General features: G+C 70.9%; 13 protein-coding genes. 10 read left to right on the forward strand and 3 right to left on the reverse strand.

Features of this window, described 5'->3' with window-relative positions:
- Window positions 1-67 precede the first annotated feature (67 nt).
- From ACFE87_RS15485 to ACFE87_RS15520, 8 genes are all read left to right on the forward strand, one after another.
- Window positions 68-8,314: a hypothetical protein gene (locus ACFE87_RS15485; RefSeq protein WP_375460546.1), complete on the forward strand. Its 8,247-nt coding sequence runs from the start codon at window positions 68-70 to the stop codon at window positions 8,312-8,314.
- A gap of 272 nt (window positions 8,315-8,586) precedes the next feature.
- The gene (locus tag ACFE87_RS15490) at window positions 8,587-10,347 is read left to right on the forward strand and encodes a M28 family peptidase (protein WP_375460547.1); all 1,761 of its coding nucleotides are present in this window, start codon (window positions 8,587-8,589) and stop codon (window positions 10,345-10,347) included.
- Window positions 10,344-11,069: an aspartate/glutamate racemase family protein gene (locus ACFE87_RS15495; RefSeq protein ID WP_375460548.1), complete on the forward strand. Its 726-nt coding sequence runs from the start codon at window positions 10,344-10,346 to the stop codon at window positions 11,067-11,069. The genes ACFE87_RS15490 and ACFE87_RS15495 overlap by 4 nt, the downstream gene beginning before the upstream one ends.
- Before the next feature lie 9 nt (window positions 11,070-11,078).
- On the forward strand, window positions 11,079-12,662 hold the full coding sequence (locus tag ACFE87_RS15500; protein ID WP_375460549.1) for an ABC transporter substrate-binding protein: 1,584 nt from the start codon (window positions 11,079-11,081) through the stop codon (window positions 12,660-12,662).
- Between the two features lie 193 nt (window positions 12,663-12,855).
- Window positions 12,856-13,866, forward strand: coding sequence for an ABC transporter permease (locus ACFE87_RS15505; RefSeq protein ID WP_375460550.1), 1,011 nt, complete (start codon window positions 12,856-12,858; stop codon window positions 13,864-13,866).
- The gene (locus ACFE87_RS15510) at window positions 13,866-14,705 is read left to right on the forward strand and encodes an ABC transporter permease (protein WP_375460551.1); all 840 of its coding nucleotides are present in this window, start codon (window positions 13,866-13,868) and stop codon (window positions 14,703-14,705) included. The genes ACFE87_RS15505 and ACFE87_RS15510 overlap by 1 nt, the downstream gene beginning before the upstream one ends.
- The gene (locus tag ACFE87_RS15515; RefSeq protein ID WP_375460552.1) at window positions 14,705-15,679 is read left to right on the forward strand and encodes an ABC transporter ATP-binding protein; all 975 of its coding nucleotides are present in this window, start codon (window positions 14,705-14,707) and stop codon (window positions 15,677-15,679) included. Before ACFE87_RS15510 ends, ACFE87_RS15515 begins: the two co-directional genes overlap by 1 nt.
- Window positions 15,680-15,860: 181 nt before the next feature.
- Entirely contained in the window at window positions 15,861-16,871 is a 1,011-nt protein-coding gene (locus tag ACFE87_RS15520; RefSeq protein ID WP_375460553.1) for an oligopeptide/dipeptide ABC transporter ATP-binding protein, read from the forward strand.
- Window positions 16,872-16,878: 7 nt separating this feature from the next.
- On the opposite strand, the gene ACFE87_RS15525 is transcribed toward ACFE87_RS15520, so the two are convergent.
- From ACFE87_RS15525 to ACFE87_RS15535, 3 genes are read right to left on the reverse strand one after another with little or no spacing between them, the layout of a single operon-like run.
- The gene (locus ACFE87_RS15525) at window positions 16,879-18,384 is read right to left on the reverse strand and encodes a M81 family metallopeptidase (protein WP_375460554.1); all 1,506 of its coding nucleotides are present in this window, start codon (window positions 18,382-18,384) and stop codon (window positions 16,879-16,881) included.
- A 4-nt stretch (window positions 18,385-18,388) separates the two neighbouring features.
- Window positions 18,389-20,416, reverse strand: a complete 2,028-nt coding sequence (locus ACFE87_RS15530) for a hydantoinase/oxoprolinase family protein (protein WP_375460555.1) — start codon at window positions 20,414-20,416, stop codon at window positions 18,389-18,391.
- Window positions 20,406-22,142: a hydantoinase B/oxoprolinase family protein gene (locus tag ACFE87_RS15535; RefSeq protein WP_375460556.1), complete on the reverse strand. Its 1,737-nt coding sequence runs from the start codon at window positions 22,140-22,142 to the stop codon at window positions 20,406-20,408. Before ACFE87_RS15535 ends, ACFE87_RS15530 begins: the two co-directional genes overlap by 11 nt.
- Window positions 22,143-22,316: 174 nt before the next feature.
- Here ACFE87_RS15535 and ACFE87_RS15540 point away from each other — a divergent pair, with 174 nt between their 5' ends.
- Window positions 22,317-24,380 (forward strand): hydantoinase/oxoprolinase family protein, encoded by a 2,064-nt coding sequence (locus ACFE87_RS15540; RefSeq protein ID WP_375460557.1) that lies wholly within the window; start codon window positions 22,317-22,319, stop codon window positions 24,378-24,380.
- The gene (locus ACFE87_RS15545) at window positions 24,377-26,020 is read left to right on the forward strand and encodes a hydantoinase B/oxoprolinase family protein (protein WP_375460558.1); all 1,644 of its coding nucleotides are present in this window, start codon (window positions 24,377-24,379) and stop codon (window positions 26,018-26,020) included. The genes ACFE87_RS15540 and ACFE87_RS15545 overlap by 4 nt, the downstream gene beginning before the upstream one ends.
- Window positions 26,021-26,028 lie beyond the last annotated feature (8 nt).

Consider the following 26,028-nt stretch of genomic DNA (forward strand, 5'->3'; position numbering starts at 1 on the left):
GCGCGCGACGACATCGCGCCCGCGTCGGAGCATGATGCCACCCGCGCGTTGCGTCATCGAGGCGGCTATGGCGACTGAACCGAAACTCACCCCCACCACGCAGGCCGGCATGTCGGCCGTGGAGCAGGCGCTCTTCGACGGCGAGGAGCAGGCCTCCGCCGCCCCTTCCACCGGTCCTGCTGCACGCCGCGCCGTGGTGGCCCCGGACCGGGATGCCGTCGCCAATGACGACCGGCAGGAGGTCGGGCTCCTCATGCAGGCGCTCCGGGTCCGTCCGTCGCGGGCCGCCTATGCGTGGGCGATCGTGGCGAGCCTCGCCTGGATCGGCGGCATCGTGGCGCTCGCCTGGTGGCAGTCGGGCGGCGAACTTCGCGCCTACGCGACGACGCTGTCGCCGCTGCAATCGGCGACCGCGGCGGCCGTCGCCCTCGGTCCGCTCGTCCTCTTTCTCATCGCCGCCATGTTGGCCGTGCGTGCGCAGGAGATGAAGCTCGTCGCCCGCGCCGTCGGCGAGGTGGCGATCCGGCTGGCGAAGCCCGACGATTTCGCGAGCGAAGGCGTCATGTCCGTCTCGCGCGCGGTCCGGCGCGAGGTCACGGCCGTCGGCGACGGCCTGGAACGCGCCCTCGCGCGCGCGGCCGAACTCGAGACCATGGTGCGGTCGGAAATCTCCACCCTGGAACGCGCCTTCTCGGACAACGAGAACCGGATCCGCGCCCTCGTCGGCGAACTCGTAACCCAGCGCGAGGAGGTGCTCTCCAACGCCGACCGGATCCGGGGCGCGATCACCGGCACCCATGAGCATCTCGCGGCGGACCTCGTGACCGCGGGCGGCCGGGTCGTCGAGGTGATCGAGGCGGCGGGCGCCCGGGTGGGAAGCAGCCTCGACAAGCGCAGCGACGATCTCGCCCGCGCCCTCGACCGGGCGGCCGCGAGCCTCGTCACGGATCTCGGCGAGCGGGGCGCGGAACTCGTCGAGCGGCTGACGGCCACCAAGGAGACCGTGACGCGCGACGTCAGCGCGGTCGGCGACGGCGTCACCGCAGCCCTGTCCCAGAAGGCTGCCGACGTGACCTCGGCTTTCGAGCGCACGGGCGATATCCTGACGCGCAGCCTCCAGGAAGGCGCGACCCGCGTCACCCGCACGCTCGCCGAGACGGGTTCGGAGGTCATCCGCTCGCTCGTCTCGCAAGGCGGCGAGGTCAGGGGCTCCCTCGAAGAGTCAGCACGGACCCTCGAGGAGAGCTTCGTCACCCGGGCCAACGAACTCAACCTGAAATTCGCGCAGTCGGGCGACATGATCCATGCGGGGATCGAGGCCCGGTCCGACACGGCCCGCCGCGTCATCGAGGCGGCCGGTCTCACGCTCGCCGAAGAGATCACCCATCGGGGCGAGGCGGTCCGGCAGGGGATCGAGGCCGCCGGCCATGCGATCTCCGAGGAGATCACGACGCGCGGCAGCGCCGTCCGGCAGGGCATCCAGACGGCCGGCCTCGGCGTCTCGGAGGACATCACCGTCCGGGGCGGAGCCGTGCGCCACGACATCGAGACGACCGGCTCTGCTATCGTCGAAACCCTGATCGGGCGCAGCGCCCGCCTTCGGGACGAGCTCGCCGCCATCGGCACGGGCCTCGTCTCCGAGATCGTGCTGCGCGGGGGCGAGGCCCGGACGGAGATCGACCGGGTCGGATCGGCCTTCCTCGACGAGGTCGCGACGAAGACGGTCGAACTGCGCGACGGCATGACCGCCGCGGCCCATGGTTTCGTGGACGGCATCTCGGCCCAGCATCAGGAGGCGCGCGGCGCCTTCGAGGCGAGCGTCGACGGCCTCCTGGAGCGCATCTCGACCCGCGGGCGCGAGCTGACCGACACCCTCACGGTGACCGGGGGCGAACTCGTCTCCGAGATTCGGGGCCAGAGCGAAGAGGCGCGAAGCGCCTTCGGCGAAGCCTCCGCTCTCGTCTCGCACGCGATCACGGATCGGACTCGCGAGCTGCACGAGGCGCTCTCGGCCGCCGGCAATGGGGCCGCCGATCAGATCCGGCTGCAGGGCAACGAGGTCCGCGACGGGATTGCTACGTCCGGGGCCGCGGTCGCCCGGGAGCTCGGCGTTCGCGGCCAGGCACTCGAGACGGTGCTGGAGACGGCGGGAACGCAACTCCTGTCCGAGTTCGACCGCGTCGGCGAAACGCTGCGCGAACGCATGCGGGAACTCGGCCGCGTCGGTGCCGAGGAGATCGGCGAGCGCGGCGAGGCGCTCGCGGCACGGTTCGACATCACGAGCCGCCGCATCGATGAGAGCATCCGCGTCCAGGGCGGCGCGCTCGAAACGAACCTCGCCGGCTTCGGCGAGCGCCTGAGCCACGCGCTCGAGACGCAGACGGCGGAAGCCAAGGGTGCGCTCGACGGCACCATCGGCCAGGTCACCCAGGATCTCGTGCGCCGCCTCCACGAGGCGGGAAGCGCGGTGGACGCGCAGGGTCGCCAGGTGGCCGAGGAGCTTGCCCGGCGCACGGCCGAGACGAACGACCTCCTGGCCGGCTCGGGCAAGGAGGTCGTGAGGGCGATCGCCCTCCAGACGGTGCGCATCCACGAGGTCCTGTCCAGGACCGGCGAGACACTGACCGAATCCATCGCGACGCGCGGCCGCGAGGCGGACGAGGCCTTCGCGGCCCGCCTCGCCGCATTCGAAACAACGCTGTCGACCCATGGCGTGCCGCTGGCCGAACGCTTCGGCCGCGACACCGCATCCCTGGCCGAGACGGTGAATGTCCGGCTCGAGGAGATGAACCGGCTCGTATCCCAGGATGGGCCCCGGCTCGCCGCCTCGCTCGGGGACAGCGCGGAGCAGACCCGGGCTGCGATCGAATCCGGGCTCACGGGCCTCGGCCAACAGACGGCCGAGCGCACGGCCGAAATCGGCCGCACGGTCGAGGCGCTTGCGCGTCAGCTCGACGACCAGTTGGCGAGCCGCACGACTGCCCTGGTCGACACCTTCACGACCCACACCTCCGACATCGGCCGCATCGTGGACGAGCAGGCGGGCCGGATCGAGGAGGAGATCGGAAACCGGACGACGGCGCTCGGCGAGATGCTGTCCGCCCGCGGCGCGGAGATGGGCCGCAGCGTCGAGGGCCTGACCGGCCAGCTCGATACGCAGCTGGGCGACCGGACGGCCGCCCTGTCGGAGACGCTCACCGCCCGGACGGCCGAGATCAACCGCACCGTGGAAGCCCTCACGGGCCAGGTCGAGGACAGGCTGTCCGGCCGCACCGTCGCGCTGAGCGACACCCTGGTCGAGCGGACTCGCGAGATGGCCCGGATCCTGGCCGAGAACGGCCGCGGGCTCGCCGGCCTTCTGGCCGACAATTCGCGCGAGGTCGGGGATTCGCTCAGGTCGCACGCGGACCGTGTCACCCACGAGGTTCTGGCCCGCACGGCCGATCTCACCGGCGCGCTCGCCGGCAAGGCCGACGAGATCGCGGCCACGCTCGAGGAGCGCATCGGCCGGTTCGAGACGCGGGTTGCAACCCCGCTCGGCGAACTCGCAGCCACCCTGGACGAGCGAGGACGCGCGATCGACGCGAGCCTCGGCACGCAGGCGACCGGCCTCGTTGCCGCCCTCGAGGAGCACGGCCGGGAGGTCGAGCGGGCCATGGGCGACAATGCCCGGAGCATGATCGCCGCGATCGAGGACAAGAGCCGCAATCTCACGACGACGCTGGACGAGCGCTCGCAGGATTTCGCCCGCGCGGCGGACGAGCGCGCGGCCGCGCTCGGCGCCCTTCTCGACGAGCGCAGGGGCGCCCTGTCCGAGGAGATCGACGGCGTCGGCCGCTCGATCTTCGGCACGCTCGGGGCCCGGATGACGGACCTCGCGGTGCTGTTCGACAAGGGCGGCGCCTCGATCGCCCAAATCCTGGAGCAGCGTGGCCAGGCGATCGTCGGCGGCTTGAACGAGCGCACCTCCGAACTCACCGAGACCATCGATCGCGGCGCGGAGACGCTGTCCGGCACGATCGCCGGCCGGCTCGACACCTTCACCCGCATCGTGGACGAGCGCAGCGCCGCCCTCGCCCACCTCTTCGACGAACGCGGCAGCGAATTCGCCAATCTCGTCTCGCGTCGCGGCGAGGAGATCCTCGGCACCTTCGGCAATCGCGTGTCGGAGACGATGCAGCTCCTCGACCAGAGCACCGGCTCGATCGGCACGCTCGTCTCGGAGCGCGGCACCGAGGTGGCCGACCTCATCACCGCCCGCGGACAATCCGCGATCGGAACGCTGGGCAACCAGACGGCCGAACTCGCGCTCCTGTTCGAGCAGCGGACGCAGGCTCTGGAGACCGTGATCGCGCACGGCTCGACGGGCCTCGTCGAGCGCCTCGACCGCGCCGGGCTCGAGGCGAGCACGCGGATCGAGGCGCAGGCGGACGCGCTCGAGACCGTCTTCGAGACGCGGACGACGAGCCTCGCGGCACTCATCGACGAGCGTGGCCATCACGCCCATGAAACCCTCGGCCGGCGCGGCGACGAACTCCTCGCTACGCTGGAGAAGCAGGTCGGCGCCACGGGCGAACTCCTCGACGACCGCATGGGCGCGATCGGCCGGATTCTCGACCAGCGCGGCGCCGGGCTGATCGAAGTGGTGGCCCGGCAGGGCCAGGGAATCACGACGTCGATCGGTGGCCAGATCGCGGACTTCACCCGCATCTTCGACACCGGCAGCGCGGAGTTCCGGGATCTGCTCGCGTTACGCGGGCCGGAACTCGTCCAGGAACTCTCGCGTCACGGCGAAGCCCTGACGACGTCGCTCGACCGGCAGGTCGGCGAGGTGGATCGCCTTCTCGGCGAACGAGGGGGCGACCTCGTGGCCGCGATCGAGCGCGAGGGACAGACTCTCGCCGGCCGCTTCGAGGGCCACATCGCGGGTGTCGAGCGGGAGAGCCAGGCGCTCGCCGCACGGCTCGACGGCCATCTGGCCGAGGTCGAGCGCGAAGGCCGCGCCTTCAGCGGCGAGGTGCAGGGTCATGTGGCCGAGATCGGGCAGAGGATCGAGGCGGGGCGGGCCGGCTTCTCGCAAACCCTCGCAACGGTCGAGCACGGCATGGCCCAGGATCTCTCCCGCGTCACGGCCGAGATCGGCGACCGGGTGTCCCAGCTCGCTCAGGTCTTCGACGAACGCGGCCGCTCGGCGGTGCAGGATCTCGCCCGGCAGGGCGAGGTGATCACGGCCGCCCTCGGCGGACAGATCGAGGAGGTCGCAGCGCTGTTCGACGGCGGCACGACCCGCTTCACCCATCTCTTCGGAGAACGCGGCCGGACCGCGGTCGACGATCTCTCCCGCCAGGGCGAGGCCGTGACCGCAACCCTCGGGAGCCAGATCGACAAGGTGACGCAGCTCTTCGACATGGGCTCCGACCGCATGTCCCGCCTCTTCGACGAGCGCGGCACGGAAGTCGCCCTCGGCCTCGGCCGGCAGGGCGAGCTGATCACCGGCGAGATCGGCAGCCGCATGGCCGAGGTGGCCCGTCTCTTCGACTCGGGCAGCGCGGCCTTCACGCGGCTCTTCGACGAGCGCGGCATGGCGATGGTCGAGAGGGTGGACGAGCGCGGCCGCGCGGTGACCGGCAGTGTCGAGGACGCGATCATGCGGGTCGAGCAGATGTTCGACACCCGGACCGCCGCCTTCACCCAGGTCGTGGAGGGCGGCGGCACGAATCTCGCCGACCTCGTCGGACGCCGCGGCCAGGCCGTCATCGCGACCCTCGGCAACCAGATCGCCGAAGTGACGCAGGTACTGGACCGCCAGGCCGGCGCCATCGCCGAACAGGCAGCGAGCGCCTCGCGCCTCATCGAGGAGCGGGCAACAGCCTTCACGGACCTCTTCGAAAGCCGCCGTCAGGCCGTCGTCGCGACGCTCGGCAACCAGATCGCCGAGGTCACGCAGGTGCTGGACCGCCAGGCCGGCGCCATCGGGGACCAGGTCGCGACCGTGTCCCGCATCATCGACGAGAAGGCGACCGCGTTCACGGACCTCCTCGACCGTCGCAGCGCGACCTTGGGCTCGATCCTGGAGCGCCGCAGCGACTCGATCGCACTCACGCTCGGCAAGCAGATGTCCGACATCTCGACCCTGTTCGAGGACCGGACCGGCGCATTCGCGAACCTCCTCGAGGATCGCAGCTCCAGCATGGCCGACATCATCGAAACCCGCAGCATCGCGGCAGCGGATCTCCTGGGAACGCGCGGCTCGGCTCTCGCCGCCGCGATCGACACGAGCAGCCGCAGCGCGGCCGAGCTGATCGAGGCGCGGAGCTCGGCTCTCGCCGCCGCGATCGACGCCGGCGGCCGCACCGTCACGGCGTCGCTCGCCGACCATACGCGCCAGCTCGAGACGGTTCTGGGCGAACGCACGGCCGCCTTGCACGACCTCGTCGACACGCGCGGCGTCGCGCTCGCCGACGCGATCGAGCGGCGCGGCGCGGCCGCGGCCGAGATCCTGGCCAGCCGGACCCGCGAGCTCGAGAGCGCGCTCGACGAACGCACCTCCGCCATCCGGGACATCGTGGAGGGGCGTGGAAACGAGCTCGTGGCCGAACTCAGCCAGCGCAGCGACGTGATGGCCGCCCATCTCGGCGAGGCGAGCGAGCGCGTCGTTCGGCTGCTCGACGAGCGGTCCGAGGCGATCCTCGCTTCGCTCCGCCAGCGCCTGGTCGAACTCACCTCGCTCTATACGGGCTCGGTCGACACCCTCCGGGCGGCCGTGGACGAGGGGACGGCCGATGCCGTCCGCAACCTGTCCGAGACGCAGGAGAGCCTCCGGACCGAGTTCGGCGCGATCCTGAACCGCCTGGACGACGCCAATCGCCAGCTCGGCCAGGTCTCGGCCGAAGCCAACGGCAATCTCGGCGCGATCGAGGACGGTCTCGCGGGCCGCATCCATCAGCTCCAGAGCCTCCTGTCCGACGTCTCGGTCGAGACCGTGCGGGCGGTGGACCAGCTCTCCGGCCAGGTGGACGCCCTCAAGGATGCCTCGGGCGGAGCGCTCCGTGACGTGTCCTCGCTCGTCGAACAGATGGACGAGCGCGGCCGAAACCTCGCCGTCGGCACCCGGAACCACCTGGCAGCCCTCGTCGAGGCGGCGAGCGAACTCGGCGAAGCGGAGAACCGCATCGGGGCCTCTCTCGCGGACCGCACCGCCGTGCTCGACGGCCTCCTCGAACGGGTGGACAGCCGCAACACCGCCTTCTCTGAGGAGACGCGCGCCTTCTCGAATGCCCTCGCCAAGGGTCTGGCCGGAGCGGAGAGCCGGGCGATCGAGATCGGCTCGGCGCTCGCCGCGAGCGCCGAGGCCGCGACCACCGCGATCGGGCAGCATTTCGAACGCCTTCGAACGACCTCGAGCGGCGACGCTCAGCGCTCGACCGAGGAGCTTCGAGAGGTCGTGGACGAGATCACGCGCGAGGTCAGCGACCGCCTCGGCCGCGCCCTCGACGGCTTCCGGCAATCCGCCGGCGAGCTGCGCGGCATGGCGGCCACGATCCACGACGAGCTCGACCGTACGCGCGAAGAGCTGAAGCGCGGCGTTGCCGGGCTGCCGCAGGAGACAGAGGCGACGACGGCCGAAATGCGCCGCGTCGTGGCCGACCAGATCAAGGCCTTGGGCGAATTGACGGCGCTCGTCTCGCGCTCGAACCGGAGCGTCGATGTCGCTTCGGCCCGCCCGCGCGGCGGCGCAGCCTTCGCGCCCGCCCTCGCCCCGGCCATGGCCGTCGAGCTTCGGCCGACGATCGCGCCGCCCCCTGCTCCGCGCCAGGCGCCGCCGATCGCGAGCCCGGCCGAGTCGCTCCTGGCTGAAGCGGTTCGGGGCGCCCGTGTCCCCGACGAGTCGGCCACCCGCGCCGCGGAGGAATCGCCCGTGGCGGCGGAGCGCGAGTTCCGGCCGGAGCCGGCGGCTGAAGCCCGCCGACCCGTCGGTGCACTCGAGACGATCTCGGCCGACGTCTCCCGCATGGTCGACGGAGAGCAGGCGCTCGATCTCTGGGATCGGCATCGCCGCGGCGAGCCGGGCGTCTTCTCGCCCGAACTCTACGCGCCCGGCGTACACCGGGAGCTGTTCGAGGACATCCAGCGGAAATATGCGGCAGAGATTGGTTTTCGCCGCACGGTCGACCGCTACGTGGAAGAATTCGAGCGGCTGCTGGACGGCCTTCCGAGCTATGCCAACGGCGACGAGATGCGGCGGGCCTATCTCACCTCCGAGACCGGGCGGGTGTTCCTGATCCTCGCCCATGCGAGCGGGCGCCTCGAATAGGTGATCCTGCGGGGCCGGAGACGCGAACCGCTCGGGCCGCGATTTCCGGCCGGAGCCCTCCTTGGGACCGCGTGAAAGGGTCCAGGTCCGGCAGGTCGGGGCGGCGAGTCAGCTGGTCCAACCAGCCGATCGCGAGAGGCTCGGTAGAGGGCCCTGAACGGGACTCGCCGCGCATATCCGCCCCACGTTCCGGGTGGCCATCGCAGGTAGGCCGTGCTTGCATGGCGGTCGGCCGCGCCTCTGCCTCGGCGGCCTGGAGCCCCATCCGGACGATGCCCCTCGATACCATCCTGAGCCAGGTCAGTGCCGACCGCATCCGCGCCCATGTTGAGCGGATCACGACCGAGATCCCGTCCCGCCTCGCCGGGTCCGAGAATGGCCGGCGCATGGCGGAATATAGCCGCGACGCCCTCACCGAGATCGGCGCCGACGCCGTGATCCACGAGATGCCCGGGCTCGTCAGCTTTCCCGAGAAGGGCGAGTTGCGGGTGCTCGCGCCGCGCGAGATCTCGATCGAGGCGAACACGCTCGGCCATTCCGTCCCCACCCTGCCGGACGGCATCTCGGGCGAGCTCATGGATGTCCGCACCGGCGCCTTCGAGGAATACGAGGGCCGCGAGGCGACCGGCCGGATCACGCTATCGGAACTCTCCTACCATCCGGCCCGCCACGAGAAGCAGCGCATCGCCGGGCTCCAGGGCTCGACCGGCTGCATCATGATGAACTGGGGCCACCCGGAGAACACGGCCGTGCCCTTCGGCTCGGTGAAGCCGGCCTGGGGCAACCCCACGCCCGAAACGATGCGGAGCGAGATGCCGACGCTCCCCTGCATCGGCATCGCCCGCACGGCCGGTTTGCAGCTTCGCGAGATGCTCGCGGCCGGGCCGGTCCGGGTCTGGTTCCGGGCCAATGTCGAGAATGGCTGGCGCCCGGTCCAGATCACGATCGGCGAGATCAAGGCCGAGGCGAGCGACGATTTCGTCATGGTCGGCGGGCACCAGGATTCCTGGGCCGGGCCGCAGGCGACCGACAACGCCGCCGGCAATGCCTGCATGCTGGAACTCGCCCGCGTCTTCCAGGCCCATCGCGGCGAACTCAGGCGCGGGATCGTCACCGGCTTCTGGACCGCCCACGAGACCGGCACCATGGTCGGCTCGTCCTGGTTCGCCGACCGGAACTGGGACCGCCTGCGCGAGCATGCCGTCGGCTACCTTCAGATCGACCAGCCCTCCTGCCTCGGCACGAGCGGGTGGAGCACGGCGTCCGCGATCGAGATGCGGGACTTCCACCAGCGGATCGAGAAGGAGCTTCTCCCCGGCCGCGACATCACGTGGCGGCGCTCGACCAAGACGGGGGATTCGTCCTTCTTCGGCCTCGGCATCCCGATGCTGACGGGCCAGGGCTATTACACCAAGGCCGAGCTCGACGCCTCCGCGCTCGCGACGCTCGGCTGGTGGCACCATTCGGTCGAGAACACGATCGACAAGATGGATTGGGGCTACATGCAGGACCACATCCGCATCTACGCGGCGTGGCTGTGGGAGATGTGCACGAGCGTCGTCCTGCCCTACCGGTTCGAGCCGGTGGCGGATGCCTTTCTCGAGCGGCTCGACGGGGTGTCCGGCGCCGGAGCACCTGTCGGGCTCGGCTCGGCGGCCGCCATCGCCCACGACTTCAAGGCCGCGGCGCATGCCTTCGACGACGCCTCGGCCGCCTGGCGCCGACGCTACGGCGAGGGCTATGCGGACGAGGAGGCGGCCGGGATCCTGAACGGCTGCATGAAGCGCCTCTCCCGCCTCCTGATCCCGCTCGCCAGCACCGCCAAGGGCACCTACGGGCAGGACGTCTACGGCTTCACCCCGCAAGGCTCCATGATCCCGGGGCTCTACGACGTCCCGGGGCTCGGCGGGCTGCCCGAGGGCGAGGCGCGCTGGATGCTCGAGACGAAGCTCGTCCGCGAACGCAACCGTGTCGCCGACGGCCTCGTGGATGCACGATCCGCGATCGAGGTCGCGCTCCGGAGCCTCGCATGACCATGCGCATCCTCTACCAGCTCACCTCGCCCATGGACCGGACCATGGGCGAGGGCGAGATCGCGCGCCGGCGCGCCGTCCTGGCGGACGCCGCTGCGTTCGGCACGGACATCGAATGCCGGCCGGTCGGCGATGGCCCGGCCGCCATCGAGGGCGCGGCCGATGCCGCCATCGTGGTGCCGGAGATGCTCAAACTCGCGCCCTCCTGGGCGGCCGATAGGGTCGATGCCGTGATCGTCGGCTGTTTCAGCGATCCCGGCCTCGACGCGCTGCGCGAGCGCACGCCCGTGCCCGTGATCGGGCCGGGCGCCGCTGCGCTGCATCTGGCTGCGCAGCTGGGCACCCGGATCTCCATCCTGTCGCCCTCGGGCCGGAGCCATGGCCGCGTCGCGGCGCGCCTGCGCGCACTCGGCCTCGCCGACCTGTTCGCTTCCGTCCGGGGCGTCGGCGCGAGCGTCATAGACCTGGCCGAGCAGCGGCCCGGCGCCTTCGAGCGCATCGTCGCGGCCGGGCGCGCCTGCGTCGAGAAGGACGGGGCGGACGCGATCGTGCTCGGCTGCATGAGCATGGCCTTCCTGCCCGGGGTGGCCCACCGCTTGCAGGCATCGGTCGGCTGCGTCATCGTCAACCCGGTGCTGGCCGCGCTGAAGACCGCCGAGATGACCGTTGCGCTGGGGCTTGGCCGACCCGTCCCGACGCATGTTGCCGAAGCCGCCGAGTAGGAGCCATCCATGAGTCTCACCCGACGCGAAGCCGGCGCGCTCTCGATCGCGGCGCTTCTCGCCGCCTCCGCCGAAGCCCGGGCCGCGACGCCCGGCGTGATGGTCCGGTCGGACAACCAGCCCCAGAATCTCGATCCCCATCAGGTCTTCGACGTGCCCATGATGGGCTATTCGCTGAACACCTACGACACGCTCTACCGCTATCTCGACAACCCGCCGAAGATCACGCCCTGGCTGGCCGAGAGCCACACCTCCTCGGAAGACGGGCTCACCTGGGAGTTCCGGCTCCGCTCCGGCCTCAAATTCCACGACGGTTCCGATCTCACGGCCGAGGACGTCGTCTACAGCTTCCAGCGCGTGCTGAAGCTGGGCCGGGCGCCCGCCGCCGCCTTCCTGCCGATCCTCAAGCCGGAACAGATCACCGCGCCCGATCCGAAGACGGTGCGGTTCTCGCTGACCCGCGTGTACGGCCCGTTCCTGGCCGCGATCCCGATCGTCTGCATCGTCAACCCGCGCCTGCTGAAGGCGAACGACAAGAACGGCGATTGGGGCGCGTCCTGGCTCGCTTCGAACGAAGCCGGCTCGGGCGCCTACCGGCTCGATCCGGCGAGCTACGGCCCGAACGAGAAATACGAGCTCAACCGCTGGGAGGCGCATTGGTACGGCTGGACCGACAATCCGAAGCCGATCCAGAAGATCGCCTCGCGGGTCGTCAAGGAGACCTCGACCGGCGTGCTCGGGCTCCTCAACGGCTCGATCGACATGACCGACAGCTATCTCCCGACCGACCAGGTCGAGCAGATCATGGCGAGCAAGGTCGCCCGGGTGGAGAAGAACGTCTCCGCCCGGACCTTCATCATCCGGATGAACAACGCCAAGGCGCCCTTCGACAACATCAATGCCCGCAAGGGCTTCGCGCATGCCTTCAACTACAAGGGCTTCATCGACGACATCCTGAAAGGCTATGCCGAGCGCGATGCCACGCCGATGCCGAACACGATCTGGGGCTTCCCGAAGGGCGTCGCCGGCTACGAATACGACCTCGACAAGGCCCGCGACTATTTCAAGAAGGCGGCGGCGGAAGGCGCGCCGATGAAGCGGCCGATCCAGATCCATATCCAGAACACGCTCGAACAGACGAACCAGGCCGCCCAGCTCTTCCAGAGCGACCTCGCGCAGGTCGGCGTCAACCTGAAGATCGTGAACGACACCTGGGCCAACATGACGACGAACACGTCGAAGCCCGACACCACCCCGGACATGTGGGTCCATTGGGTTTCGACCTATTTCGCCGACCCGGAGAACTGGGTCGGCCAGATGTACGACAGCCAGTTCCACGGCACCTGGAAGGCCTCGTCCTGGTTCAAGAATGCCGAGGTCGACGAGCTCCTCCGCAAGGCGCGCGGGCTCGTCAAACAGGAGGAGCGGGCACCGCTCTACGAGCAGGCGACGCGGCTCATCGTCGAGCGATGCCCGGACATCTTCGTCTACAACACGGTCGAGCTGAAGGGCGTCTCGAACAGGCTCTCCACCACCCGCTTCTCCCCGGTCGGCAGCGGCACCGAGATGCGCTGGGTTCAGCTGTCTTCGTGAGGGTCGGGTCACCCGCGCGCTCCGCCTCGCCCCGCGGAGCGGGGAGAGGTCTAATCCGCGGTCACGCGGACCGGGTGAGGGGCGACGGAAAGGTCCCAGTCGAAGGCGTGTCTCTTTGCCCCTCATCCGGTCGCGCCGACGCGCGACTCGACTTCTCCCCGCTGTCGCGGGGAGAAGCAGGCGCGCTCCCCTGATGCTGCGCTTCATCGCCCGCCGCGTCCTCCTCGCCATTCCGTCGCTCTTCGGGCTCCTCGTCGTCACCTTCGTGATGATCAAGCTCGTGCCGGCCGACCCGGCGGCCGCGCTCGCGGGAGACAATGCGACTCCCGAGCAGATCGCCCGCATCCGGGCGCAATACGGGCTAGACCAGTCCCTGCCCGTGCAATTCTGGCGCTACCTCTCCGACGTCGTACGGCTCGATTTCGGCGACAGCCAGTATTCGTCCCGACCCGTTGCCCAGGACATCGCGCAGCGCCTGCCCGCGACCCTCGAACTGACCTTCGTCGCCCTGTTTCTCGCGACCGCGCTCGGCATCCCGCTCGGCGTCGTGGCGGCGCTGAACCACAACCGCTGGCCCGATTTCCTGCTGCGCATCCTGTCGATCGGCGGCATCGCGCTCGCGACCTTCTGGGTCGCGATCATGTTCCAGCTCCTGTTTTCCATGCGGCTCGAGTGGCTGCCGTTGCGCGGGCGAAGCTCGGTCGGGATCGCGTTTTCGTCCGGGCCGACGGGCTTCCTCACCCTCGACGCGCTGCTGTCGGGACGCCTCGACGTCTTCACGGACGCGCTTCGCCATCTCGTCCTGCCCGCGCTGACCCTGTCGCTTGGCGGAATCGCGACCATCACGCGCTTCACGCGCGCCGGTGTCTTGGACACGATGCAGAAGGATTTCGTCACCTATGAGCGCGCGGTCGGCTATCCGCGCCGGCGGCTCGTGTGGGTGTATGTCCTGCGGAACTCGGTCGTGGCGAGCGTCACGCAGATCGGGCTTCTGTTCGGGTCGCTGATCGCGGGCGCCGTGGTCGTCGAGTCGATCTTCGACTGGCCCGGGCTCGGCTCCTACACGGTCAACGCGATCCTGACGGCCGACTTCAAGGTCATGCTGGCCGTGACGCTCCTGGTCGGCGTCATCTACGCGGCCGTGAACATCCTGACCGACATCGTGCACGGGCTGATCGACCCCCGCCTGTGGGACACCGCCTGATGCTCGTCGTCAGGAAATTCGCGCAGGACCGCTCGGCCGTGTTCGGGCTCCTGATCGTGCTCGCGATCGCCTTCATCGCGATCTTCGGTCCCTGGCTCGCCCCCTACCCCCAGGATGCGACCGTCTCGAACCTGTCGCGGCGCCTGAGGCCCCCGAGCGCGGCCTTCCCGTTCGGGACCGACAATCTCGGCCGCGACATCCTCTCGCGCGTGATCCTCGGCGCCCGGGGCGCGCTGAAGGTCGCGCTCCTCGTCGTCGCGGCCTCGATGGCGATCGGCGTGCCGCTCGGGCTCGCGGCCGGCTATGCCCGCGGCTGGGCGTCCGAGCTGATCATGCGGGTGACGGACGTCTTTCTCGCCCTGCCGCAGCTGATCCTCGCGCTCGCGCTGGCGCAGCTCCTCGGCCCCTCGCTCGAAAGCGCCATGATCGCGCTCGTCGTGACCTATTGGCCGTTCTTCACCCGCATCGTCTACGCCGAGACGCGGCGGCTCCGAACCTCGCTTTTCGTCGATGCGCTGGAAGGGCTCGGCGCGAGTCCCGCCCGGATCGTCTTCCTGCACATCCTGCCGAACGCCGCCTCGCCGATCATCGTTCGGGCGACGATCGGGCTCGGCTTCACGATCCTGGTCGCGGCGACGCTCGGCTTCCTCGGCATGGGCGCGACCCCGCCCGATCCGGATTGGGGCCTCGCCATCTCGCAGAGCCGCACCTTCCTGCCCGCCGCCTGGTGGTACGCGACCTTTCCTGGCCTCGCGATCCTGGTCACCGTGCTCGGCTTCAACCTCCTGGGCGACGGGCTGCGCGACATCATGGACCCGCGCCTCAGGCGCTCGCGCTGATGGCGGGATCCGTTCTCGCCGTCTCCGACCTGCGCGTCTCCATCCGGGGCGACGAGGGCGTCGCGAAGATCCTCGACCACATCTCGTTCGCGCTCGCGCCCGGCCGCATCCTCGGCGTGGTCGGCGAATCGGGCTGCGGCAAGTCCACCCTGATCAAGGCGGTGCTCGGCATCCTGTCCCGGGGAGCGACGGTCGAGCGCGGCCGGATCCTGTTCGAGGGCGAGGACCTCCTGCGCCTCGACGAGCGCCGCCTGAACCTCGAGGTCCGGGGCAGCCGCATCGGCTTCATCCCGCAAGACCCCTATCTCGCCCTGAACCCGGTCTTCACGGTCGGCGCCCAGCTCCTCGAGATCATGCGCTGGCATGCCCGGCCCGAACCCGGCCGGTCCCATCGCGACCGGCTGATCGCGCTTCTACGGCGCGTGCAGCTGCCCGATCCCGAGGCGGCGCTGGACCGCTATCCGCACCAATTCTCGGGCGGGCAGCGGCAGCGCCTCGTGATCGCGGGAGCGCTCGCCTCGGCCCCGACCCTGATCGTCGCCGACGAGCCGACGACCGCCCTCGACGTCACCACGCAGGGCCAGATCCTCGTGCTGCTGCGGGAACTCGTCGATGAATTCGGCCTCTCCATGCTGTTCGTGACGCATGATCTCGGCGTGGTGGCCGAGCTGTGCGACGATCTCTGCGTGATCTATGCCGGACAATCCGTCGAGACCGGGCCGACGGTCGAGGTGCTCGGCCATCCCGCCCACCCCTACACGCGCGCGCTCCTCGCCTGCCACCCGGACCGGAGCGAGCATTTCGTCGGGATACCCGGCCTCGTCCCCTCCCCGCTCAGTGCGCCGCCGGGCTGCCGCTTCGCGCCACGCTGCCGGAACGTGCGGCCGTCCTGCCCCGAGCGGCCGCCGCATTACCTGCCGGCCGGACCCGGCCACGAGGTCGATTGCATCCTGTACGAGGGGGCGGGGGCGTGACCTCGCAAGGCGCACGACCGCCCGATCCCTCCCCTGCAGGGGAGGGCCGAGTCGAAGCGGAGCTTCGAACCGGGGTGAGGACACCACGGCGGGGTAGAACCCCACCCCGGTCGGCTGCCGCCGACTCGCCCTCCCCTGGGAGGGGAGGGATCAGGGCGAGCCTTATCCGGCGGCGTGGCTCATGCTGACAGCCCCCGTTCTCGAGCTGGACGACGTCGCCGTCCATCTCGGCGGCAAGAGGCGCTGGTTCCGGCCCTCGATCCCGTCCGTGAAGGCGGTCGGCGGCGTGAGCCTCGCGGTGCAGGCAGGCGAAATCCTGGGCATCGTCGGAGAATCGGGCTGCGGCAAGACCACGCTCGGCCGGGCCATCCTCGGCCTGCAGCGGGAGACGCGCGGCACCATTCGGCTCGACGGCAAGGTCGTGAGCGGGCAAGCGCCACGTGAGGCGCGCCGGCTTCGGCGCGCCGTCCAATATGTGCACCAGGATCCGGGCGCCGCGCTCGATCCCTGGTGGAGCGTCGGGCACACGCTGGAAGAAGGCCTCGTCATCACCGACGGGGCGAAGCGGGCCGAGCGCCGGCCGAGGGTCGAGGCTGCGCTCGCGGCCGTCGGTCTCGAGCCGAGCGCGGGGAGGCGCTACCCGCACGAATTCTCAGGCGGCCAGCTCCGCCGCATCGGCCTCGCCCGAATCCTGATCCTGGATCCCCGGATCGTGATCCTCGACGAGCCGACATCCGGCCTTGACATGTCGGTCCAGGCAACCGTCCTGAACCTGCTCCTCGAGATCCGGGCGCGGCGCGACCTCACCTACCTCTTCATCTCGCACGACCTCTCGGTCGTGCGCCGGCTCTGCGACCGGGTCGCGGTCATGTATCTCGGCCGCATCGTCGAGATCGCGCCGGCCACCCGCACCTTCGGCCGGCCGCTTCATCCCTATACCCGGGCGCTCCTCGCCGCCGCGCCCCGGCTCGAGCCCGGCGGGCTGAAGCCCGTCCCGATCCGGGGCGAACCGCCGAGCGCCGCCCGCATCCCGCAGGGCTGCCTCTTCGCCGGCCGCTGCCCCTATGTGGAGCCTGCCTGCATCGCCGAGGAGCAGGTGCTGGCGCCGGCCGAAGACGGCCACGAGGTCGCCTGCCGCCGCTGGCGCGAGATCGAGGACGGCGCGCCGCCGACGCGGGACCTCGCCGCGTGAGACGCCGTTAGCCCGCCGCCACCGCGCCAAACACCTCGCCCATCGGCTTCAGCCGCACGCCTGCCCGCAGGCGGCGGAACGGGTAGGAGGTCGGGTCGGCCAGGTAATAGCCGGGTGCGAGCGCCACGATCACGGCGTCGGCGATCGGCTCGAACTCGGCCCGGAAGTGGCAGGTGCTCTTCAGCGCCAGGATGCATTGTCGGGCCGGCTCGATCCCGAGATGCCGGAAGGGCTCCTGGTCCAGGGCCTGCATCCGCTTTGAGGTCACGGCGACCGAGACGCCCCCGATGACGAGGAGCGCCATCGGGCCGAGATCGACCTCGCGCCGGCCCGACACCGCGCCCGAGGTGCGAAAGCGCCCTTCCCCGAGCCGCAGGACCCGGAAGGTCGCCTCGAACGGTACGACGCCCTCGGGCCCGGATCGACCGCCGAGAGCGAGCCGCAGCTCCGCGCCCTCCCCGGCCGCATGCGCCGCCGCGGCCGCGAGCGGATCGCAGAGGAAGCCCAGCGCCGCACCCTCGGCTCCGGCCTCGACGAGAGCGCGCAGGAGCCCGGTCGTATCCGCCGTGCCGCCGCAGCCCGGATTGTCCTGCGTGTCGGCGATGACGACCGGCCGGGTCGCGCCCGCGCCGACGAGCGCCATCGCCTCGGCGACCGCCTGCTCGGGCGGGACCATGCGCTCCGCGAAACGAGGCTCCTCGGCCTCGATCGCGGCCATCATGCTGTCCGCCGCGCCGTCCGCCTCCGCTTGGCTCCAGGCATGCGCGATCACGCTCGGGCCGCACCAATGCAGGTCGGAGGGAGGGAAGCCGGCGAGGTAGGAGAGGCTGACGAGCCCGCCCTCGCAGGTCCGGGTTCGGGCCACGACACCTTTCGAGGGCTCGACCAGGGTGCATTGCCCGTTGAGCGGGATCAGGAACGGCGCCTTTCGCAGGGCGCGGCCGGTGGGCCGCCCGCGGGCGAGAAGCGCCTCGACCACGCGCGCAGCCCGCCCCCCGGTCTCGGCCCGGTCCACATGCGGATAGGTCAGGTAGGCGACCAGGCCGTCGGTGTGGGCGACCATCTCGGGCGTGACATTCGCATGGTAGTCGAGGCTGATCGTGACCGGCACGGCCGGGCCGACCACCGCCCTAACCCGGCGCAGGAGTTCGCCCTCGCCGTCCTCGAAATCCGCGCTCACCATGGCGCCGTGCAGGTCGAGATAGACGGCGTCGACCGGCATGGCCTCGGAGAGACGGCCGACCAGCTCGCCCGCGATCCGCTCGAAGGCGTCCGCCGTGACCGGCCCGCCGGCGCCGCCGCTCGTCCAGACGAGCGGGACGAGGTCGTGGCCGCGCATCGCCGCCATGAAGCCGGACAGCGCGAAGCTCGTACCGGAGAGCCAGCTGACGACATCTTCGCCCCGCACGAGCGGCGGGCGATCGCGGTGGCTCGCGAAATAAGCGAAGTCGGTTTCCGGCAGGACGAAGGAATTCGTCTCGTGGTGGAAGCCGCCGATCGCGATCCGGGCCATGCCGTCAGTCCCGGCGGAGGAGGAGCGAGCCGGCCTCCAGCATCTCGGCGGTCCAGCCGGGCCTGACGAGCGTGGTCGCGTCCAACTGGACCACGATCGCCGGCCCCGTCAGGCGCGTCCCGACCCGAAGCGCCCCCCGCTCGTAGACCGGCGCCGGCTGCGAACCCTCCGGGCCATGCAGGTCGGTGGTGCCGATCGGCGTCGCCTCGCCCGTCGCCTGCGGGCTCGACCGGACCGGATCCGGCAGCGCGCCCTCGGCCTCGACCCGGAGCGTCACGAGTTGCACGGGCAATTCGAGGGTGAAGCCGTAGAGCGCCGCATGGGCCTCGGCGAAGGCACGCGCTGCGCCCGCCAGGTTGCCGGGCCAGGTTACGGCCACTTCGGAGCCCTGCCCTTCGTAGCGCATCAGCGCGACCCGGGTCGTCTTCCGATCCGGGCCGGCGACGCCCTCGGCTTCGAACCACGAGCCGGCCAGCGCCTCCAACTCGGCGAAGACCGTGTCCGGATCGGTCCCGAGACCCGCGACGGTGCGGCCGAATTCCTGCTTCCGGTCGGCCGCGAGCAGCCCTTCGGCGCAGAGGACGCCCGGCGCGGGCGGGACGAGCACGGTCCCGATGCCGAGCATCTCGGCCAAGGGGCAGCCATGCAGCGGCCCGGCGCCTCCGAACGGAACGAGCGTGAAATCGCGCGGGTCGTGGCCGCGCTCGACCGAGACGACCCGGATCGCCCCGACCATGTTCGAATCGGCGATCGCCAGGATGCCGCGTGCCGCATCGCTGAGAGAAAGGCCGAGCGGGTCTGCGACCCTCTCCTGCACGGCCCCGACGGCGAACTCGCGGCTGAGCGTCATCCGGCCGCCGAGGAGGCTCGGCGGAAGATGTCCGAGCGCGAGATGCGCGTCCGTGACGGTCGCGTCCTCACCGCCATGGCCGTAGCAGGCCGGCCCCGGCCGGGCGCCGGCGCTGGCGGGACCGACCGTCAGCGCACCGTCGGCGACCCGGGCGATCGAGCCGCCGCCGGCCCCGATCGTCACCATGTTGACCATCGGCAGCGGCAATGGCCACTCGCCCACCCGGCCGGATTGCGTGAGCGCGATGCGGCCGCCTGCGATCAGGCAGATGTCGGCACTGGTGCCGCCGATATCGACCGTGATGATGTCCCGGAGGCCGGCCGCGGCCGCCACTTCGCGCGCCCCGACCACCCCGGCCGCCGGCCCGGAGAGCGCGGTCACGGCCGGAGCCCGCCGGATCACGTCGGTGCCAGCCACCCCGCCATTCGACTGCATGATGAGGAGCGGTGCGGCGACGCCTTCCGCCTGCAACCGGTCGACGAGCCGGGCGACATAGGTCGAGACGGCCGGCATCACGGTCGCGTTCAGGACGGTCGCGAGGCTGCGCTCGTATTCGCGCACGACCGGCAGCACCTCGACCGAGGCCGTGACGGCCACCCCCGGCAGCACTTCGCGGAAGATCTCGGCCACCCGGCGCTCGTGGTCGGGCTGGGCGAAGGAATGCAGGAGGCAGATTGCGACGGCCTCGACTCCGGCCGCCCGGCAAGCGTCCGCCGCCAGCCGGACGCTGGCCTCGTCGAGCGGAACGAGCACGGCGCCACCCGCCGCGACACGCTCGCTCACCTCGAAGACGCGTGCCGGCGGCACGGGGCGGGACGGCTTGATCCAGCTGTAGAGATTGGCGGAGCGCGGGATGTCCTGTCGGCCGATCTCGAGCACATGCCGGAACCCTGCCGTCGTGACGAGCGACGTGCGGGCGCCCTTTCCTTCGAGGATCAGGTTCGTGGCGACGGTGGTGCCGTGCAGGACACCCCGGACCTCGCTCGCCCGGGCGCCCGCGGCCTCGAGGGCGAGCCTGAGCCCGTTCACGAAGGCGCGCGAGGGATCGTCGGGCGTGCTCGGCGTCTTCGCATGCCAGGACCGGTCTCGCCCGGGCTCCTGCAGCGTGACGTCGGTGAAGGTGCCGCCGATATCGACGGCAACGACGAGCGAACGGGCCACGGCCGAGAGATCAGACGCCACCGGCCGCCGCCTCCAGCACGCGTTCGCCGCGGAGCGCGGCCGTCCCAGCCATGTCGAGCCGGTCGCCGTCGAGCACGACGCCGTAGCGATCGCGCGCCGCCTCGCGCGACGTGAAGCCGTCGAGCACATCCGCCAGCACCTGCTCGGCCGGCCTGTCGCGCGGCGGGCCGTAGCCGCCACCTCCTCCGGTCTCGAGCCGCAGGATGTCGCCGCGGCGGAGACGGTTTCCGTCCGAGAGGGGCCGCAGCACGCGCTCGTCCGGCCGGCCCGGGTTGATCACGGCGCGCCCTGCCCCGCCCGACAGGGCGCCGCCGACGCCCCAGGTCGGATTGTCGACGCTGTCGATGCGCATGGAGAGGATCGCCTCGTCGCCCAGGAATTCGTATTCGCGGACGAGGCCGATGCCGCCGCGCCAGCGTCCGGCGCCGCCGGAGTCGCGGTTGATGCCGTAGCTCAGGATCCGCATCGGGTAGCCGAGTTCCAGGAACTCGACCGGGTAATTCTCCTGCGCGACGAAATAGACGGCATCGATCCCGTCGGCCGCAGGTCGGGCGCCGTAGCCGACCCCGACCCCGTCCGAGAGGAGGAAGGGCTTTCCCGCTGCCTTGCCGCGGAACATGATGATCACATAGGCCGAATGCGACGCAGGCGCGCCGCCGCCTCCCTGGTTTACGAGCCCGTTCAGCGCCGCCAGCAGCCGCATCATGGTGAGGCCCCGCATGCCGAGCGGCGCCGGGAAGCGGGGGGCGAGAAGCGAGCCCTCCCGCACCCGCACCTCGTCCAGCGAGCGCGGACCGCCGGCGTTGCAGACCTGACCCGGATCTCCGCCTAGGAAGAAGAGGCCGAGCGCCATCCCGGGCACGTCGGGATTCATCAGGAAGTTCACGGGACCGGGCGCCTGGTCGTCGGTGCGGGTCGTGTCGAGGATGAAGCGATCGTCCTCGGTCCGGGTCAGGTCGAGGCGGATGCGGAAGGGGCCGTTGCCGTGGCCGTCGGCGTCGATCGCATCCTCGAAAGACACGGTTCCGACCGGGAAGGTTTCGGCGAGGCGCCGGCGCACGAGCGCCTCCGTCCGGGCGAGGAGCTGGGCCAGCGCATCCGCGACGACCTCCCCGCCGAACCGCGCGAGGATCTCCGCCATGCGGCGCCGCCCGAGTTCGACGCTCGCCATCAGGGCGCGCGTGTCGCCCCGGTTCTGATCCGGGTAGCGCGAGTTGCGGTAGAAGATCTCGAGCGCCGCCTGGTTCGTGCGCCCCTCCTCGACGAGGCGGGTCGGCGGCACGATGATGCCTTCCTGGAAAATGTCGGCCGCGTCCGACGAGATGGAGCCCGGCCTGAGCCCGCCGATATCGGAGAAATGCGCCCAGCTCATTACGAAGGCGCTGAGCTGCCCGTCATGGAAGACGGGCGCGAGGAAGACCTGGTCGTTGGAATGCGAGACCGCGCCGTTCGAGCCGTAGCAGTCGTTGTACCAGTAGACGTCGCCGTCCTGCATCTCGGCGAGCGGGAAATGCTTCAGGACGGGCCCCGTCACGTCGCCGAAGATAGGCACGTTCGAGCCCACCGCCATGGCCCCTCCCGCGTCGAAGAGCGCGGTGTAGAAGTCCTTCTTCTCCCGGATGAAGGCCGAAATGGCGGTACGCTCGAGCAAAGCCTCCATCTCGGCCTGGGCTGCCCGGATGGCGCCCCGGATGATCTCCAGCGTCACGGGATCGCAGACGGGCACCAGGGTCTCCACGCTCGGGGGTCGAGCCGGGATCGTGCGGAGCGGGCCGGGCCCGCGTCAAGGCCGAGGCGAAACGAGAGGAGCATGGCTGCCCCGACATCAGGGCGCGCATGTTCCTTGCACCGCCGGGAAGGCCGTCCCTAAGGTGAGGCCGGCAGCAAGGTTGGGGTCGGCGTGGCAGGCAGCGTACGGATCGGGATCGATATCGGCGGCACGTTCACGGACCTGCAATTCCTGGACGAGACCACGGGCCAGCTCCACAGCCTGAAGACACCGACGACGCCCGAAGACCCCTCGGTCGGGCTGATGACCGGGATCGACGAGGCCGCGCGGCGCTTCGGCTTCGCACTGTCGGACATCCGCCTCCTCCTGCACGGGACCACCATCGCGACGAACGCGGTTCTCGAGCGGAAGCTCGCCCGCGGCCTCCTCCTCACGACCGAGGGCTTCACCGACGTGCTCGAGATCAGCCGGCATGTGCGGCGCGACATCTACGGGCTGAAGCCGAAGCGCGAGCCAGCGCTGATCCCGCGCGACCGGAGGCTGCCGGTGTCTGAGCGCGTGCGGGCCGACGGCTCGGTCGAGCGGTCGCTCGATGGGGCGGCGATAGAGGCGGTCGTCGCCGCCGTCCGGCAGCACGCGCCGGAGACGGTCGCGGTCTCACTCCTTAACGCGAACGTCAACCCGGCCCATGAACGCGCCTTGCGGAACGCGCTCGTCCGAGCCTTCCCGGACCTGCCGATCTCGATCTCGACCGATGTCAGCCCCGAGATCCGCGAATACGAGCGCACCTCGACCGTGGTGCTGAACGCGCTCCTCGTGCCGATCGTGCGCTCCTATCTCGACCGGCTCACGGCCCGGATGGCGGAGCGCGGGCTCGCGGCGCGTCTCCTCCTCGTCCAGTCGAACGGCGGCGTCTGCTCGCCCCAGGTCGCGAGCGAACAGCCGGTCCGGCTCCTCCTCTCCGGACCAAGCGGCGGGGCGCTGGCGGCGCAGCGCGCCTCCGCCCGGCTCGGGCTGCCGAACCTCGTCGGCGTCGACATGGGCGGGACGAGCTTCGACGTCTGCGTCGTCCAGGAGGGCGGGGTCACGTCGATGACGCAGGGCGAGATCGACGGCCTACCGGTCCGCCTGCCGATGATCGAGATCCGGACGATCGGGGCCGGCGGCGGCTCGATCGCCTCCGTCGATGCCGGCGGCCGGCTCACCGTCGGGCCGCGCAGCGCCGGCGCCCGGCCGGGATCCGTCTGCTACGGCCGGGGCGGCACGCTGCCGACCGTCACCGACGCGAATCTGGTCCTCGGCCGGCTCGACCCGGAATTCTTTCTCGGCGGCGCGCTCGCCCTCGATCTCGACGGTGCCCGGACGGCGATCGAGACCCAAGTCGCGACCCCGCTCGGGCTCGGCATGGCCGAAGCGGCGGAGGGGCTCCTCACGCTCACCAATGCCAGTCTCGCTTCCGCAATCCGGCTCAGCCTGTTCGAGAAGGGGCTCGATCCGCGCGCCTTCAGCCTGCTTTCCTTCGGCGGCGCCGGCGGCCTGCACGCCATCCCGGTCGCCGAGGAGCTCGGGATCGACCAGGTGGTCTTCCCGGCCGATGCCAGCACCTTCTCGGCGAGCGGCATCCTCCATTCCGACATCGTCCACGACCTCGCGGCGAGCCGGGTGCTCCGGGCCGGGCCCGACATCCTGCCCGATCTCGGCCGCGCCCTCGCCGGGTTGCGGCGGGACGGCGCGAGCCTCCTCGAACAGGACGGCGTTCCCGAAGCGAGCCGCGACCTCCTCGTCTCGGCCGACCTGCGCTATCACGGGCAGGCCTTCGAACTCGTCGTGCCCTGGCCGGATGCGGCGGCCGAACCGGAGGCGCTGGCGCGGCTCGTGGACGGCTTCCACGCCCTGCACCGCCAGCGCTTCTCCTACGCCAATCCGGGCGATCCGGTGGAGATCGTGACCCTGCGGGTGACGGCGATCGGGCGCCTGCCGCCGGCACAGGGCATGCGGCCGCCGGACCTCGCCGGCGAGCGCGGCCGGTCGGGCCGCCCGGTCTTCCTCGGCGGCGCCTGGCGCGAGATCGCCGTGCTGCACCGCGCCGAGTTGACCGGGCCGACCGCCGGCCCGGCCCTGATCGAGGAGGATTACACGACCGTCTTCCTCGCCGACGGTTGGACCTGCGCCCCGGCCGAGGGCGGCGACCTCGTCGCCCGCCGAAGCCAGGCCCGCCCGGAGGCAGGATCATGACTCAGCCGGTGACGCTCGGACCGATCGAACTCGAGATCTTGCGCAACGCCTTCACGGCGGCAGCGGCCGAGATGGACGTGACGGTCTGGCGGACGAGCCGCTCGACCATCGTCCGGGAGCTCCTCGACTATTCCACGGCGGTCTTCGACCGGGACGGCTACAACGTCGCCCAATCCGCCCGCATCCCGCAGCATCTCAACTCGATGAGCGCCGGCCTGCTCGCGGTCGCGGGCCAGTTCCTGCCGCTCGACGGCTGGGACGAGGGCGACGTCGTCATCACGAACGACCCCTATTGCGGCGGCCAGCACATCCCCGACATCCTGGCCTTCCGGCCGGTCTTCGCGGAGGGCCGGCGGATCGCGATCGTCGGCACGCTCTGCCACCATCTCGACATGGGCGGCATCTCGGCCGGCAGCTACGGCGCGACCGCGACCGAGGTGTTCCAGGAAGGCCTCCGGATCCCGCCGCTGAAGCTTTACCGGCAGGGCGTGCTGAACGACGAGGTTCTGGCGATGATGCGCCAGAATGTCCGTCGGCCGGACATGATGTGGGGCGACCTCCAGGCGCAGATCGCCTCGCTCAGCATGGGCGAGAGCAACCTGCGGAAACTCGCCGCCCGTTACGGCGCACCCACGATCGTCGCGGCCTCCGCCCAGATCCTCGATGCCTCGGAGCGTGCGATGCGGGCCATGATCGGCCGCATCCCGGACGGAACCTACAGCTTCGAGGACCTGATCGACGATGACGGCCTCGTCGACCAGTCGATCCGCATCCACGCCTCGGTCGAGGTCCGGGGCGAGGAGATGGTCGTCGACCTCTCGGGCTCGGGCCCGCAGGCGCTCGGGCCGATCAACGCGACGCTCGCCTCCTCGGGCTCGGCCGTTTCCTACGCCGTGATGGCCGTCTCGGACGAGCCGATCCCGGCCAATGCCGGCTGCTACCGGCCCGTCACCGTGATCGCGCCCGAAGGCTCGATCGTGAATGCCCGCCACCCGGCCCCGGTCGCGAACCGGATCACCGTGACGCACCGGCTCGCGACGACGATCCTCGGCGCCCTGCACCAGGCCGTGCCGGACCGGGTCCCGGCCGCCTATTACGGCGTCAGCTATGTCTGCGCCTTCCAGACGATCGGCGAGGCGGGCGAGCGCTCGGTCCTGGTCGAGATCGAGGTCGGTGGCGGCGGCGCCCATCCCGAGCAGGACGGGCCGAACGCCTATTCCTGCGGCATGCACAACAACGCCAACATCCCGGTCGAGATGATCGAGAGCGAGCTGCCGCTGTCGATCGCCCGCTACGAACTCCTGCCCGGGACGGGCGGATCGGGCCGCTTCCGGGGCGGGCTCGGCCTCGCCCGCGAATGGCGGGTCGATTGCCCGGAGGCCGTGTTCACGGCCAATCTCGACCGCTTCAAGCACCGGCCCTTCGGTCTCGCCGGCGGCGGCCCGGGCTCGGCCGGACGCCTAACGCTGATCCGGGCCGAGGGGGGCCGGGCGGAGGCACTGCCCTCCAAGATCGGCAACCTCCGCCTCCGGCGCGGCGACATCATCCGGCTCGAAACCTCGGGCGGCGGCGGGTTCGGCGAGCCGGCGGACCGGCCCGCGGCCGAGAGTGAGACGGACAGGACGCTCGGCTACGCGTGAGGCCGGGC

The organism is uncultured Enterovirga sp., assembly GCF_964242715.1.
In the GTDB taxonomy this organism is placed as follows: Bacteria; Pseudomonadota; Alphaproteobacteria; order Rhizobiales; family Beijerinckiaceae; genus Enterovirga.